Raw genomic sequence first — 15,641 nt, forward strand, 5'->3', positions numbered from 1 at the left:
CTATTTCTCCTATTAATTATTACATTTTACGAAGAATTTTCTCATTAACCATTTTAACTCATCATTTATAACTTCATACAAATAAAAAGCCCTCCTCTAACAAAGGAGAGCTGAGTTATTTCATAGTTGGTTCATAACGTTCTGTAAGCCATGTTCTGTTCCTTTGTACTGCAAACGGCCCACGCCTCGTACTCCGGTGGCAATCATCTATCTACAGGTTATACAACCTGTCCTTTCCCATCGTTCATTTCCTTGGAAAAGATTCCCCTACCATTATTTGGGTTTCTCGCTCGTGGGGTTTACCTCGTTCCACTCCTATCATTTCTTCAAGGACTTCGTCACTGTGGCACTTTAAAGGTAGTCAAACCATATCCGAAAGGACTTAGGTTTTTTCCCTGCCGTTAAACCAGCCTTACAGCCAGAATACCCTAGCTTATGAATTGGCTAGGCACGAACACTACAGCCATCTCAGGCCGTGCGAGCATGGACTTTCCTCTACAACGTTGGCGTTGCAGCGATTACCCAAACGTTATGACATCCATTAGTATAGTGGAAACAAAAAGATTTTGCAATGTTTTTTCTATGTAAAATGCTGTAACCTTTTTATCACCAGAAATTATTCGTATAACTTACTTCCAAATACAGCTTTTTCTAAATTCGATAAACGTTTTAAAATGTCCGTATTCGTGTTGTTATATACTGGTTGTGCAACTGGTGTTTGTACAACTGGTTGTTGTGGAACTTGCGTTGCTGCTAGCTTTTGCTCTTCTAATTCACGCTTTAAACGAGCATTTTGTTGCTTTAATTGTTCAAATTCCTTGTGAAAAGCTTCATAATCTTTAATGATCATATCAAGAAACTTGTCTACTTCTTCTTGTTGATAACCTCTCATACCTGTTTTAAATTCTTTTTCTAAAATATCTTTCGCCGTTAATTTAATTTTATCCGAAATCATTTTCTTCACCTCAAATTTTTGCCAAAACTTTCATTAACTAAATTTTTTCAGAAACAATGCTTTTTGTCAATCATATATACGAGTACTATATTACATATTACTCAGCATTATTCCACTGTTCCTCTTCTATTATATCTTGTAAATCGGAAAAAAGAATGAAATAACTGTGATAATTTTCTATTTCTCCTTTTTTCTTTGCTGCTTCTACAATATATTTAGGACTCCCTGGTTTTTCTTCATCATATACAGCTAAAAGCGCATCACTTTTTTCAATAAAAAATTGATTTTTTAATTTAAATTGCTCTGGGCTTTCGTACTTACGTTTCGTGATACTATCAACATGGTCTGCTTGAGAGAGAATAAATTCGTAATATTCACGGTTATCTTCCTTCCAACCTTCTTCTTGTTCTAAAAATGGAGTAAATACCGCTAATTTTAAATCTGGATATTCTACTTGTATTTCAAAAACAACTTCAGCAGCCCATAATTCTACACCTAACTGGCCACTTATTATAACCCATTCCAAACCTTCTTCTACAAAAGTAGTTAATTTTCGGTGCAATGCCTTTTTTATACATTCTACTCCTGGATGATCATTTTTAAATATTCCAAGTTCAAAGGGCTTATAGCCTGTTACTGCAATGACTTTCATATCAACACTCCAATTACAAAAAAAAGAACTAGCATTTCGCTAGTTCTAACATATCATTTACTTTTTAAATATTCCACCAACGTTTGGTCCAATATTCGGACCTACTGGTGATACATTGTTTGGTAAAAATGGTGATACATTTGGTCCTGGTCCAAACGGCGATACATTCGGTCCTGGTCCGAATGGGGATATTTGATGACCGTGGTGGTGATGATGATGACCATGGCCACATGGTCCACATCCGCCGAATCCTGGATCGATTGGGTCCACAACATTTACATTTGAATTTGTTTGCGGGAAGAAGTTTTGGTTTTTAATTTGTTGATGATGTACATGTGTTGTATGCGTCGGGAAAATGTGTGGCACCACCGTTGTTGAAAAAGAATGTGTTACGCATTGTTTCGTCGGATGAATGACAGGAGCAGTTGTACAAATAGGTCCTGTAGGCTTATGCCCTCCAAAGCAAGGATGACAATGATGCATAGTTTTTCTCTCCTCTCTCATAAAAAAAATCTGATTACACTTTACAGTATGAGAAAAGAGGGTAAGCCGCTTGTTATATATACCCATTTATTCTAAGGAAATTTGTCTAGTCTTTGATTTTCTATCCAATGCTTTTTATAGACAAACCTTCGACATTACTTACCAAAAAACCCTCCAACTTGTTTTACAATACCTGTCACTTGATTCATCGCATTCATCATTTGTCCAGCTGTATTCATCATTTTATTTACATCATAGTTACCATCTGAATTTTTAAATTGGGAAACAAAACTAGAAAATTGACTTGGTTGCTGCTGTTGCTTTTGTTTATTTTGTGTCGGATACGGTTGTTTTGGTGGATAAAACATCGCTTGTTGATTGCCATAGGGAGATGGTGGTGGCATATAGTATTGTGAATTTATATAAGGTTGCGGTTGTTGATTCATATACGGTTGCTGCAGTTGATTCATAAACGATACTTCAAATGGCTGGTAATAATTTTGATTTCCATAATGAGGCTCGAAAGGATACATATTATAACGTAAATATGTATCCGTATTATATTGGTACATATTTTGCTGTGCATATGGATTAGATTGCTGATATACGTTAGATTGTTGAAACATGCATTCTCTCCTCCTTCACATAAGTTTCTACATATATAATATGTACTTGTAAAATAATTTGTGTGACGGAGTATCTGTCTATTTTTGTCGGAAGTTTAAATTTTTAAAAAATTATAAAAGAAAACCCTTCCATGCTATGATAAAAAAGAAGAAGATTCTCATGGGGGAGGAATCAACATGGTATTAGGGGATTTAAAACAAGCGTTTTCTCAAAAAAAGGGGTATTACACAGAGAATGTAAATGAATTGTTAGACTTTGCGAGACATTGGTATCTCGAAGGGAAAATATGTATTTCAGATTACCGAACAGTAATAAAAGAACTAGAAATAAACGGGGCAACAAAACCTACAACAGTGACAGAAGCATAAAAAAACAAGAGGGTTTCCCCTCTTGTTACTTACATTGCTCAATTATATTTTGCAAAGTATACGAAATGGCTTGATGCGTTTCAAGGAATCGCTTACCTTTACCTTTATTTACAAAGCATTGCAACACATTTGTTTGTAAATTATCGTACACTTGATCAATTTGCTGTACATGTATATACTTCGGTTTTTCTTCCTTAATCCATTCATAAGCTAATTCTTTCCACACTTTTAATTCCTCATCTACCATATCTACAAACGGTTTCATATCCTTATAAAAATCGTATTCAATCATTTCTCTTTTTTTCACATTTGCTTCATTATTATGTTGCATAAGTTTTTCCGAAGACTGTATTAATGCTTCATACTTCATTTTATTCCCACCTTATTATGCACTCACTACGACGTTTTGAAATGCCTTCACCCAATTCCCTTTTTCTTCGTGATGCACTAATTTATTTTCCATATGCTCAATATGCATTTCTGTTATTTCTATCTTGTTGCATATTTTTTCACTCTTATCCTTTAATGCATGATTCATTCTAATCCCTATATTCATTTCCAGCAAATCGAGAGAACTTAACATTTGATCCATTGTTTTCATTACATCTTCCTTCTGAACCATCGCCATATACAAAACGCCTCCTTCTTTGCTTTTCCTTTGTCATGTAATTTCGCCGAATGATTCTTCACTCCTGCCCACATGACAAAACTAGTTGTTATTCGTCAAAGAAATCATTTTGTATGTCATTTATAGAAATGGTAACAATACAAAAAGGAGGTGCATGAAAATGACAAAGAACAAAAACGAAAAAAAGAAAAAACAAAATAAACAAAATAAACCCGAAACTGGCAATCCAAAATTAGATGGTCCAAACTTCCCTGCTACATAAAGTGAAACTTCTTTAATCTCTTATATTCATTACGTTTTGAGATTAAATGTTTAGCACGCATAGTAGGGTTACTTCACATTAAGAAGTCCCGTCTTCATTTATGAAGACGGGACTTCTTTTTTATTATATCACGAACTCATCTATCCTTTTAACAAAACGATTTACGGTAGAAGCAATATAGATTTGCTCCCTCTTTCTTTTATACCATTCTGTTATATCAACTTCACCCGTATACTCTTCTGGTAAAAATAGTTCATTTATTTCCGTATCTCTACAAAACCAATCTTTCATACTTATTTCATCATGTGCAACAGCAGGATAAACTTCTCTAAGAGCTGGTGTACAAGATTTTCTAGCTTCACTTACATAACATTCATAATCTGCTCTTGATCCTGTGTGTATCGTTTGCGATGCAAATCTATGGAATAAACTTTTGTAATTCGGATGGAACAGTAACGCTGCTAATTTCTTTCCTAGTTCTATACGCTTCTGTAACGTTTCAAATTGATAAACTGAAAAACCATACACCTTCCCTTCAACGGTTGGGAATATAACGGCACTAATATGAAGCATTTCTTGTAATTTAAAAAGGGCTGTATGGAATACATGTTTTTTAAAGTATGCATTCTCAATAACTGGTTTTTGAATTTTATTTTGTTCATTTATAATAAGCGCTGTCATAAGTCTATTTATATCTTTTTTCTCCCAAAAATATATCCATTCTTTTTCCATAAAAATGGATACGTTAAAATATTGTAACAAATGGAATAGTGGGATCTGCCTCCTCTTACTTTCTTCGTATAACAACAGCTGAGGAAATACATCTAAAAAAATAATCCAATTCGCTTCTTCATAAGTCAAAAACAAATGTTTTTTTACTGTTTGAGGTAAAACAGTAGCATAATACCTCCCTTGTAAATCAGTCATATTCCACCCCGCATTTCTCGAGACCATACTTGCTAAAAAAGCCCACCTAATTTCACTATTTCTTACATAATATTCTTGATAACACTGCGTTCGAGAAATGTTGTCCATATTAGCTATTTCTATTTCCCTCTTCATGTTGTAAACCATTGTTTTTTCTTCCTCTGTACAGACCGTATTTTTACGATATTGTTTAATTTTTTCATAATCATTCCATGTAAACATGAATAAGTCATCATACCTTTCTGCAAAAAGGTCACATCTTTTTTCATTTTTTGTTATAATCACCTTTGTAAGTAATTCTTAGCAAGTTGGGAGTGGACACACTATGACCATTCGTTACCCAAATGGAAAACGGTACAATCAAGCTTCACAACCTCATAAAACACCAATTAAAAAACATACTTATAGTAACAGAGGTATGTCCCTTGAAGAGGAATTGAATGAAACGAATGAATATTACTTAACCCATAATATTGCATGCGTACATAAAAAACCTACCCCTCTTCAAATTGTAAAAGTAGATTACCCCGCTCGAAGTGCTGCAGTGGTAAAAGAAGCGTATTTTAAACAACCTTCTACAACAGATTACAACGGTGTATATAAAGGGAAATACATCGATTTTGAAGCGAAAGAAACAAAAAATAAAACGAGTTTTCCACTTCAAAACTTCCACCTTCATCAAATTGAGCATATGAAGCAAGTAATCGCTCATAATGGAATTGCATTTGTTATTATTAAATTTACACTTTTTGATGAACTTTATTTATTAGATGCAAAACATATTATTGCATTTTGGAATCGTCAAAATACAGGTGGAAGAAAATCGATTACGAAAGAAGAAATAGAAGAGCATGGATCTTTATTATCATGCGGTTATCACCCTCGGATTGATTATATCCGTGTACTAGACACGGTTTATTTTTCGTGATAGAGTCATCACTAAGGCTCTTTTTTCGACTTTTGGGGAGAGAATGAAAGGTAGGAGAAAGTATAATGTCAGATAATTATCGTTCTCGTACAGAACGAAATCATGTAAAAAATCAAAAGCAAGAAACAAATACAGAGAAAAAACCAAAGAAAAAAGGCTCCTTTTTTAAAAAATTCCTTATAGGTTGTCTACTTCTTGGTATCGTTGGTCTTGTAGCTGGCGTTTCCGCTTTCTTTGTTATGGTGAAGGATGCTCCAAAATTAGACAAATCAAAACTCGTCAATCCTTTATCAACAAAGTTTCTTGATAAAGATGGGAACTTTTTCTATGAATACGGTGCTGAAAAACGAACCCACGTTACGTATGATCAAATTCCAAAAGTAGTTGAAAATGCATTCCTTGCAACTGAGGACTCACGTTTCTATGATCATAATGGTATTGATTTTAAACGAACTACAAAAGCAGTTATGGAAAATGTCACTGGAGGTTTCGGATCTCAAGGTGGTAGTACGATTACACAACAAGTAGTCAAAAACTATTTTCTAACGATGGACAAAACTGCAAAGAGAAAAGTACAAGAATGGTACCTATCTTACAAATTAGAGCAACAATACTCTAAACATGAGATTTTAGAAATGTACTTAAATAAGATTAATTTAGGTAACCGTTCATATGGTATTGCGACAGCAGCGCAAAAATATTATGGTAAAGATTTAAAAGACTTACAGTTACATGAAGCTGCTATGCTCGCTGGTTTACCCCAAGGTCCAAACATTTATGATCCAACCAAAAAGGAAAATGTTGAACGAGCAACAAATCGTCGTAATGTCGTATTGTCATTAATGAATCGACATGGTTATATAACAAAAGAAGAAATGAATAATGCAGTTAAGATTCCAGTAACAGAGGGTCTTCAACCGTCTTCAGAAATAACTGAGATGAAGTATCAAGCATTTTTAGATGCGGTTGTAAAAGAAGTTGAAAAAGAATATCCTGATGTAAATATTGGTTCAGATGGTTTAACGATTCATACAACACTTGATCAAAATGCTCAAGATTATGCTGAAAAAATTATGGATGGCAATCTTATTAAGTATCCGAATGATCAATTCCAAGGATCGTTCGTATTTATGGATACACAATCTGGTGAAGTTCGAGCAATTGGAGCTGGGCGTAAAGGAAGTAAGTCTACTTTCAAAGGTCATAATATGGCCACCGATTTAAAACGCCAAGTCGGTTCAACAATGAAACCAATTTTTGACTACGGCCCAGCAATTGAAAATTTACAATGGTCTACATACCATCAATTAAATGACTCAGAGTATACGTATTCCAATGGTAAAAAGATACGAAATGCAACAAATAGTTACAAAGGTGACGTTTCACTACGTGAAGCTTTGAAAAAGTCATTAAACATCCCAGCTTTAAAAACAGCCCAAGCGGTTGGTCTTCCTAAGTCACAAGCGTTTGCTGAAGGTTTAGGTATGACATTTAAAGACGGCAAAACATTTGAATCAACAGCAATTGGTAGTAACGATAGTTCTCCATTACAAGTAGCAGGTGCATATGCAGCCTTTGGTAATGGTGGGAACTACAATAAACCGCACTTCGTAAAAGAAGTTACCTTCCCAGATGGGAAAAAGAAAAGTTTTAAACCGAAAGAACAACGTGCGATGCAAGACTACACAGCTTATATGGTGACTGACGTTCTTCGTGACGTCGTAAAACCTGGTTCTGGCGGTACTGGTCCAACAGCATACGTTTCAGGTGTTGATGTTGCCGGTAAAACAGGAACACAAAACTTTGATGCAGATGTTATAAAAGAATATGGTATTCCAGCTGATGCAAACAGAGATAGCTGGTTCGCTGGATATACACCGCAATATACAATGGCAGTATGGACTGGGTACGAAAAAAATGGCCCAGAAAACTACATTAGTGATCGTTATACTAGAATTGCACAGCAAATGTTCCAAGTAATGATGAGTAAATTCGCTACAGATAAAACTCGTTTCGAACGCCCTTCTTCTGTACAAGAATTAAATGGTGAATTGTACGTAAAAGGCGCTAAAAAGGATGCAGTGAAACAAATTAAAGTAGATGCACCTAGTGGTCTTAATGTCACTTTCGATGGCGCTAGCACAGTTACACTAAACTGGTCTGGACCAGCAGAAGTTGATGCGTATGCCGCAAGCTATAAAGCGACTGACGGTTCAAGTGGTAGTTTATCAATAAAAGGTACGACAGCTACTCTTGGTGGTATTAAACCAGGCGTTACTTACAGCTTCTCTGTAGTAGCGAAAAAAGGCACTGGAACAAGCCCTGCCGTTGGTGCATCCTTCACTGCGCCTGGAGGAACTCCAGACGCGAAGAAAGCTGAAGATGAGGCTGCTAAGAAGAAGGCTGAAGAAGAAGCTAAGAAAAAAGCTGATGAGGAAGCTCAGAAAAAGGCCAATGAAGACAAATTAAAACAAGAAGAAGCTACTAAAAAAGCTGAAGAAGAAGCTCAGAAACAACAAGAACAACAACGTAAACAACAAGAAGAAGCTCAAAAGAAAGCTGAAGAGGAAGCTAGAAAAAAAGCTGAAGAAGAAGCTAAAAAACAACAAGAACAACAACGTAAACAGCAAGAAGAGGCTCAAAAGAAAGCTGAAGAGGAAGCTAGAAAAAAAGCTGAAGAAGAAGCTAAGAAACAACAAGAGCAACAACACAATACCGGCGAAGATACACCTCACGCAGACGGAAATGTTGTTACAACAGAGTCTTAATACAAAAAAAGAAGTCCTTTCTCTTAACGAGAACAGGGCTTCTTTTTTGTTATCATTTTCTTTACATATAGCTTTTCTATTTCAATATACAACTGCGCTAACTGAATATAAGAATGATAATTATTCGGTTTCTTTATAATGAACGAATATCGCTCTATAAAATTAACTGGTTGAACTTCCAATTCACTCGTAAAATCTTCTATTTTATTCAAACTATGAACAGGTTGCTCATTTAGCCAATATACAATTGATAATAAATGTGCTGCAAAAAGAATCATCGGACCTTCAGCTTCTTGTTTCTTTCTGTTTCGAAATAAAGTAGCAATGTCCTCATGCTTATTTTTCCATACATTCAACATTACCGGAATACTGTTTTCAATTTCATTCCACGGCTCATATTGTCTTTCCATATCATATATAAAATAAGTCTTTTGTATTGTTTCTTCAAATGACTGTTCTGTATAATACGCAATCGAATTTATACTTTCTTTAAAAAATGGTAAGCACCGAAATTCTCTCGGTATTTCTATCACTCGCTCCATCCTTTATTTCCCCTTCATTCGCTTCTTTCCTTCTCGGCATACTTCTAGTAAAGGGCACTCTTCACATTGTGGTCGCTGCGCTTTACAGTGATAACGTCCAAAGAAAATCATACGGTGATGTGTAACGCTCCATTCATCCATCGGAATTTTCTTCATTAATGTCTTTTCTACTTCTAACACCGAATCTTTCCATCTACAAATCGCTAACCGTTTACTCACTCTCTCTACATGCGTATCAACAGCAATTGCCGGAATACCAAACGCTACCGAAACAACTACGTTTGCTGTTTTCCGACCTACACCTGGTAACTTCGTAAGCTCATCTCGATCTTTCGGCACTTCCCCATTGTAATCATCTAATAACATTCTGCACAATTTTTGAATGTTTTTTGCTTTATTTCTATACAAACCAATAGAACGTATATCTTGTTGTAATTCTTCTAGCGAAACACTTAAATAATCTTCTGGTGTTTTATATTTTTGAAATAAATTTTTCGTCACTTTATTTACAAGTGCATCTGTACATTGTGCAGATAACGCTACCGCTATTACTAGTTCAAACGGATTATCATGAATTAATTCACAATGTGCTTCTGGATACATATCCGCCATTGTGTCTAAACAATAGCGAATTTGCGTTTTATTTAACATATACTTCCTCCTACATTACTGCTCCAACCAATTATAAAAAGGCACTTTTCCAGTAAATTTCGTCTCTTGTTTTGTCGTTTGCTGCGTTCGTTGTTGATTTGCTCTAAATTTCCGTCCTTGGTTTTGGGCTTGATCTACTGTTTTAATACCATTCTTTTTCCATTCAAATAAAATACGATCAATATATCGGAAATTAAGCTTACCACTCATTACAGCTTCCCTGAGGGCCGCTTGAATTAAATTCGGATGATGTTGATCTTGATCTTCCCACATTCCCAACGTTTCACATTCAAATGGAGAAAGTGGTCTTCCAAATTCTTTTTCAAATACTGTATATAAATTTACTTGCAATTGCTTTATTTCTTTTTGTTCTTCCTCTATCGATTCATTCATTAAGAAATGCAATATTTTTTCCCATAGCGGTTGTAAAGAATAACTTTCACACATCATCGCTTCTGATTTTTGTCCACCTTCTAGTGATAAAAAACCTTTTTGAATCAATGCCTGAATTACTTCCATACATTTCATTTCGGTAATCGTCATCCGTTCTGAAATCTCTGACGGAGTCGGAAACGAATTGCCCGATTCTAAAAATGTATGTACATGAAGTACAACCATAAATTCCGTTTCATTTAACCCTAATTTTTTATAATGCATCATAAGTAATTTTGGAATTGCAATGCTTCCCTGCTCAAACCACTGTAACATCATTTTCTTTTTCATCACCAAACACCTCGCTCTCTAGTATAACACACCTTTCGCTATTTCTTTTTGCCACAATTCGTCAAAAAAACCTCCCTATTATGTAGGAAGGTTTTTGTATTACATTAATAAAATATACAATTAAGCTTGCACTTTACTTTTCATAAACGTATGAATACGTTCTAATGCTTTCTCCACTTGTTCAAGAGATGTCGCATATGATAAACGAACGTTATTTGGAGCACCAAATCCTGTACCTGGTACAAGAGCTACTTTTTCCTCTTCTAATAGAGCTTTTGCCCAATCATCAACAGTTTCGTATCCTGATAAAGCTACTGCTTCTTTTACATTAGGGAATAAGTAAAATGCACCTTGTGGTTTAATGCAAGTAAAGCCAGGGATTTGAATTAATTTATCATAAATAATGTTTAATCTCTCTTCAAATGCTTGACGCATTGTTTCTACAGGTTCTTGTGAGCCTGCATATGCCGCGATTGCGCCGTATTGAGCGATTGAAGTAGGGTTTGACGTACTATGACTCGCTAAGTTCGTCATCGCTTTAATAAGCTGCTTATTTCCTGCTGCATATCCAATACGCCATCCTGTCATAGAATGAGATTTAGATACACCATTAATAATAAGTGTTTGTTCTTTTAATGCATTAGAAAGCTGGGCAACCGAAGTATATTCTGCTCCACCATAAATTAATTTCTCATAAATTTCATCTGAAACGATTAAAATATTGTGTTCTAAACATACTTCTCCAAGCTGTTGTAATTCTTCTTTGCTGTAAATCATTCCTGTTGGATTGCTCGGTGAATTAATAATAACTGCTTTCGTTTTCTCTGTAATTGCCTCACGCAGCTGCTTCGCTGTAATTTTGTATTCATTATCTTCAAGGCCTTCTACATAAACTGGCTTACCACCAGCAAGCTTTACTTGTTCCGGATAACTTACCCAGTATGGCGTAGGGATGATAACTTCATCACCTTCATCAAGTAACACTTGGAATAATGTATATAATGCATGCTTTGCGCCGTTACATACAATAATTTCAGACGGATCATACGCAATTCCTTGATCGCGAGTAAACTTCTTCACAATTTCTTGCTTTAACGCTTGTAACCCACCTGTTGGTGTATACTTCGTATGTCCTTCTAACATCGCTTTATATGCAGCATCCATAATATGTTCTGGCGTATTAAAGTCAGGTTCTCCTGCCCCTAATCCAATTACATCATGACCTTCTGCTTTTAATGCTTGTGCCTTTGCTGTAATTTCTAAAGTTGCAGATGGTGTTAAAGCAGCTACTCGCTTTGCTAATTTCATTTGTAGTTCCCCCTACATCTATTTTTCAATGCTGTATCGTCGTAAAAACTGCCCATCTTTAAATGCAAGATAGTAATAACTATAACGATTTTCATCATCAATATATGTAACTTCCCATAATGGTATATTACTTTCAAAGCCTAATTTTATTTTTAAAATTTCTTTAGGCTTACTTTTGTGCTCTTTACTGTCATCTCCGACTTGTTCAATCGTTCTTTGTAAAGCCTCTTTTTCAGAAATACCTTCACTCTTTTTCCTTACTATAGTTTCCCCTTTTTTCTCAGGCACCCAAACGATAAGTTGTTCTCCTTTTTCATCTGTACCTTGTACGACAGTATATGAAGATTCTCCGTTATAATAATCCACAGATTTTACTTTTATAAGCTTTGCTTTTTCTTTTGCAATTTCTACAGATTTTGCCTCTTTAGGGATTTTCTTTTCCATTGCTTTATTATAAACATACGCCCCATATATTCCGCTAGCAACGATTACGATAACGATTGCAAAGATCCACTTTTTCATTGTATCACTACGTTCTGTAAATCGTAAATACAGCTGTTTCTTTATCTTTTTCGTCTAATGCTAATCCGAACATGAGGTCCTGCTCTTTTAACGTACGATTCAAACTATCAACGATTTTATACAAGTCAGACGAATATTTAATACGCGTCGTTGATAGGACTTCGATTTTCTTATCCATGAAAAAACTCCTCCGTTACACAAAAATTTCTAATTATAGAAGAACGCAATGCGGTTACAATAAGAGTACATTCTTTACAACCCCTGCTTCATCACCCATCTATTATAGCAGGACATGTACAGCAAAAAAAGGTTTCAAGTCGAAAACCAATACATTTTGTATACAAGAAGTAAGAAAAATAAAATTCCTCCTACCCACATTTTTTACGCCTGAAGTTTACATGCACTTCAGGCGTGTTTTTCCTACCAATTTTATTCAATTGGCCGTTCCTTTAATTGTTCTAACAATTCTTCTAGAGGGCCTTCATAAAGCGGAACAGTTGGAATTGATTGTAAAAAACGTTTTCCATAGGAAGCGCTTGTCAAACGACGATCTAATACAAACACCGTTCCGGTATCTGTACTTGTTCTAATAAGACGACCAAATCCTTGTTTGAAACGCAGTATTGCTTGCGGGAGTGCTAACTTAGCGAATACGTCCTCTCCTTGATTTTTTAACCACTCTCCTTTTGCTTCCATCATCGGTTGATGAGGAGGCGTAAAGGGAAGGCGGACAATAACAAGACAACTAAGGGCATCTCCAGGTATATCTATCCCTTCCCAAAAACTACTTGTTCCTAATAAAATTGATTTATCGAACTCTTGAAACTTACGAATGAGACGACTTCTGCTCTTATTATTCACACTTTGCGTTAATAATAAATAGCCTTCTAATTCCTCATCATTTTTCAAATTCGTATACGCTTCTTTCAACATTTCATACGAAGTGAACAAAACAAGCATTCTACCTTCTGTAGCTTTCGCTATTTTTGCAATATGAGCCGACACAGATTCAATATATTCTTCATTACTTGCTTGCTTAATAAAGGGCACATCCGTTGAAACCATTAATTTCATCTGTTCTTCAAAATGGAATGGTGATGGGACCTGTAATGTATTTGGAGCAAAATCATGTAAGCCTAGCTCTTCTTTTATATAGTCAAATGAATCGTTTACTGTTAGCGTTGCTGATGTGAAAATAACACTCTTTTTCTCTGTTAAAAATTCATCAGCAAATCTTTCACCAATATGAACAGGTTGTCCATATAAAACAGTTGAATGAATGGTTCCCTTCGTTTCAGTTTCCATCCATGTCACATATGAATTTTTTTCTAAAATGAGTACTTGTAAAGAATGCGCCATCTTTCTCAACAACTCAATTAAATGCATAAATTCACCTGTAACAACATGCATTTCCCATTCTAATTTACTTTGCAATATATCAACTTGCTTCTCAAGTGTAGAGAGTAATTTTCTTACATCATATACAAAGCGATTTGTTAACTCGGTAATACTATCCCATAACTTACCTTTCTCTACTTCCGTGTTATATCGATAAATGAGTGGCATATTGCTGATCCCTTGTTCCTGCTTTGTTTGTTTAAAGATGAATGCACGTAACATTTGGAATAGCTCATCCGCATCAAATTTCAATTCCTTCAAACTATGACTTACCATGCGGAAAGTAGAACGGGAGGCTTGCTCTGATTTTTTCATCATTTTATATACTTTAGAAAGTACATCATCTGTTTCTAGCGTACCAAGACGAGATAAAACTAGCTGGAAATACATACAGGAGAACTGTTCACCTAATGTTCTACTCGCTGCTTCCTCGATATGATGAGCCTCATCAAAAATAATATGTTCACATGAAGCAAACAGTGGTTCTTCACTTGAAAAATCTTGAAATAATAACGCATGATTTGTAATAACGATATCTGCAAATAATGCTCTATTCTTTGCTCGTTGATAAAAACAACGACTAAACCAGTTGCTTTGCATCCCACCCGGACTATGTACATCACTACAAATCCGGTTCCAAAGTAACTTTCCGCCCTCAGGAATATTTAATTCATCACGATCGCCCGTTTCCGTTTGCAATAACCACACTAAAATTTTTGCCTTCGTGAGCGCCATATCATAATTCTTCTCTTCTTCTTGCAAAGCATATTCAAATTTATGTAGACAAAGATAATGCTTTCTTCCTTTCAGAAGAGCTACTTCAAATGAAAATGGCATTATTTTCTGTAATAATGGAATTTCTTTTTCTAGTATTTGTTGCTGCAGTTGTACAGTTTGGGTACTTATGATGACAGGTTCTTCTTTTTTCTTTGCAAAATAAATACTTGGAAGCAAATATGCAAGAGTCTTTCCTGTTCCTGTTCCTGCTTCAATTAGTGAAAACCTAGAATCTCTTAGCGCTGTATATATTTCCTTCATCATACTCTGTTGGCTTTCTCTTTTTTCAAAATTTGGCATATTCGACTCAAGTTTATCAATTGTCTTATGCAAGAAAGCATCAAATTTAAATGCACATGTTTCACTTAAGTTTAAAGAATAATTCCGTTTTCGAAGGGCAATATTTCGATACACTTCATATCCCTCTGCTCCTTTTTTACCATGCATCATTTTCTTTAAAATATTTTCAGAAAGCACATCCGCTATATCACTTTGAAACACATCACTCAATTCATAAAGCGATTGCAAGGTGACAAGGGGTAACTTCTCAATTTCATTTAAAAATTGTAAAAACAATTCCGCTGTTGCAAGAGCATCACTATCCGCACGATGCGGCTGATCATGCTCTAATTCGTGTTGTTTAGCTAAATCACGTAATTTATAACTATCAGCCGTTGGCAAAAGAATTTGCGCCAACTCAACTGTATCAACTTTTGGACAATGTATTTCTGTATATCCAGCCTGCCTTAATTCTTCCGTTAAAAAATTCCAATCAAAGTGAACGTTATGTGCAACGAAAGCTGCACCTTGTAATAGCTCAACAACCATCGGGGCTACATCTTCAAATAACGGGGCTTGCTTAACCATACTCTCATCAATCCCTGTTAACTCTGTAATAAATGGTGGAATCTCTCTCTTCGGATTAATAAAAGATGAAAAAATCTCTAATATCTCTCCATCTTCCACTACAACAGCTGCAATTTGGGTAATTTTATCTTTCCCATCCTTCCAGGAGTTCCCTGTCGTCTCTAAATCCACAACGACATAACGCTTACTCATATATGTAACACCTCAATTTCTTACCTATCAAACAGAAAATTATATAATGTTACTATACCACGT

General features: G+C 35.3%; 18 protein-coding genes and 1 other RNA gene. 4 read left to right on the plus strand and 15 right to left on the minus strand.

Going from position 1 to position 15,641, the window contains the following annotated elements; genetic code table 11:
• Window positions 1–139: 139 nt before the first annotated feature.
• The 5 genes from rnpB to QCI73_RS19400 all read right to left on the minus strand — a co-directional run bounded on the left by rnpB (window position 140) and on the right by QCI73_RS19400 (window position 2,716).
• Window positions 140–530, minus strand: an RNA gene (gene rnpB / locus QCI73_RS19380) — RNase P RNA component class B.
• Between the two features lie 86 nt (window positions 531–616).
• On the minus strand, window positions 617–955 hold the full coding sequence (gene gpsB / locus QCI73_RS19385) for a cell division regulator GpsB (RefSeq protein WP_000622430.1): 339 nt from the start codon (window positions 953–955) through the stop codon (window positions 617–619).
• Window positions 956–1,052: 97 nt separating this feature from the next.
• Entirely contained in the window at window positions 1,053–1,607 is a 555-nt protein-coding gene (locus tag QCI73_RS19390) for an SLOG family protein (protein ID WP_327922235.1), read from the minus strand.
• A gap of 57 nt (window positions 1,608–1,664) precedes the next feature.
• On the minus strand, window positions 1,665–2,090 hold the full coding sequence (locus tag QCI73_RS19395; protein WP_000546265.1) for a CotD family spore coat protein: 426 nt from the start codon (window positions 2,088–2,090) through the stop codon (window positions 1,665–1,667).
• A 155-nt stretch (window positions 2,091–2,245) separates the two neighbouring features.
• A complete protein-coding gene (locus tag QCI73_RS19400) occupies window positions 2,246–2,716 on the minus strand; it encodes a YppG family protein (protein WP_353823580.1) in 471 nt (156 codons plus the stop codon).
• A gap of 177 nt (window positions 2,717–2,893) precedes the next feature.
• Between QCI73_RS19400 and QCI73_RS19405 the strand changes: the two genes are divergently transcribed.
• Complete coding sequence (locus QCI73_RS19405; protein ID WP_000242664.1) at window positions 2,894–3,085, plus strand: YppF family protein; 192 nt, start codon at window positions 2,894–2,896, stop codon at window positions 3,083–3,085.
• Between the two features lie 25 nt (window positions 3,086–3,110).
• Here QCI73_RS19405 and QCI73_RS19410 read toward each other — a convergent pair whose 3' ends face one another.
• Window positions 3,111–3,455: a YppE family protein gene (locus tag QCI73_RS19410; protein WP_353823581.1), complete on the minus strand. Its 345-nt coding sequence runs from the start codon at window positions 3,453–3,455 to the stop codon at window positions 3,111–3,113.
• Window positions 3,456–3,470: 15 nt separating this feature from the next.
• Window positions 3,471–3,713 carry a hypothetical protein gene (locus QCI73_RS19415; protein ID WP_001252039.1) on the minus strand — a complete coding sequence of 81 codons (243 nt, stop codon included), beginning with the start codon at window positions 3,711–3,713 and terminating at the stop codon, window positions 3,471–3,473.
• An 85-nt stretch (window positions 3,714–3,798) separates the two neighbouring features.
• Between QCI73_RS19415 and QCI73_RS19420 the strand changes: the two genes are divergently transcribed.
• The gene (locus QCI73_RS19420; RefSeq protein ID WP_002020884.1) at window positions 3,799–3,975 is read left to right on the plus strand and encodes a hypothetical protein; all 177 of its coding nucleotides are present in this window, start codon (window positions 3,799–3,801) and stop codon (window positions 3,973–3,975) included.
• Window positions 3,976–4,098: 123 nt separating this feature from the next.
• On the opposite strand, the gene QCI73_RS19425 is transcribed toward QCI73_RS19420, so the two are convergent.
• On the minus strand, window positions 4,099–5,124 hold the full coding sequence (locus QCI73_RS19425) for a DUF2515 domain-containing protein (protein WP_353823582.1): 1,026 nt from the start codon (window positions 5,122–5,124) through the stop codon (window positions 4,099–4,101).
• Between the two features lie 103 nt (window positions 5,125–5,227).
• Between QCI73_RS19425 and recU the strand changes: the two genes are divergently transcribed.
• A complete protein-coding gene (gene recU / locus QCI73_RS19430; RefSeq protein WP_000155592.1) occupies window positions 5,228–5,830 on the plus strand; it encodes a Holliday junction resolvase RecU in 603 nt (200 codons plus the stop codon).
• A gap of 65 nt (window positions 5,831–5,895) precedes the next feature.
• Entirely contained in the window at window positions 5,896–8,598 is a 2,703-nt protein-coding gene (locus QCI73_RS19435) for a PBP1A family penicillin-binding protein (protein ID WP_327922236.1), read from the plus strand.
• Window positions 8,599–8,621: 23 nt separating this feature from the next.
• Here QCI73_RS19435 and QCI73_RS19440 read toward each other — a convergent pair whose 3' ends face one another.
• From QCI73_RS19440 to dinG, 7 genes are all read right to left on the minus strand, one after another.
• Window positions 8,622–9,140, minus strand: coding sequence for a YpoC family protein (locus QCI73_RS19440; RefSeq protein WP_353823583.1), 519 nt, complete (start codon window positions 9,138–9,140; stop codon window positions 8,622–8,624).
• Between the two features lie 3 nt (window positions 9,141–9,143).
• Window positions 9,144–9,791, minus strand: a complete 648-nt coding sequence (nth, locus tag QCI73_RS19445; RefSeq protein ID WP_000933025.1) for an endonuclease III — start codon at window positions 9,789–9,791, stop codon at window positions 9,144–9,146.
• A 15-nt stretch (window positions 9,792–9,806) separates the two neighbouring features.
• Window positions 9,807–10,514 (minus strand): DNA replication protein DnaD, encoded by a 708-nt coding sequence (gene dnaD / locus QCI73_RS19450; RefSeq protein WP_000728540.1) that lies wholly within the window; start codon window positions 10,512–10,514, stop codon window positions 9,807–9,809.
• 120 nt (window positions 10,515–10,634) lie between these two features.
• Entirely contained in the window at window positions 10,635–11,822 is a 1,188-nt protein-coding gene (gene aspB, locus QCI73_RS19455) for an aspartate transaminase AspB (protein ID WP_353823585.1), read from the minus strand.
• Window positions 11,823–11,840: 18 nt separating this feature from the next.
• Window positions 11,841–12,344, minus strand: coding sequence for a cell wall elongation regulator TseB-like domain-containing protein (locus QCI73_RS19460; protein ID WP_070805629.1), 504 nt, complete (start codon window positions 12,342–12,344; stop codon window positions 11,841–11,843).
• Window positions 12,345–12,351: 7 nt separating this feature from the next.
• Entirely contained in the window at window positions 12,352–12,522 is a 171-nt protein-coding gene (locus QCI73_RS19465; protein ID WP_000358352.1) for a YpmA family protein, read from the minus strand.
• Window positions 12,523–12,773: 251 nt separating this feature from the next.
• Window positions 12,774–15,578, minus strand: a complete 2,805-nt coding sequence (gene dinG, locus QCI73_RS19470) for an ATP-dependent DNA helicase DinG (RefSeq protein WP_327922237.1) — start codon at window positions 15,576–15,578, stop codon at window positions 12,774–12,776.
• Window positions 15,579–15,641 lie beyond the last annotated feature (63 nt).

It is taken from the genome of Bacillus cereus group sp. MG16 (genome assembly GCF_040459875.1).
In the GTDB taxonomy this organism is placed as follows: Bacteria; Bacillota; Bacilli; order Bacillales; family Bacillaceae_G; genus Bacillus_A; species Bacillus_A paranthracis.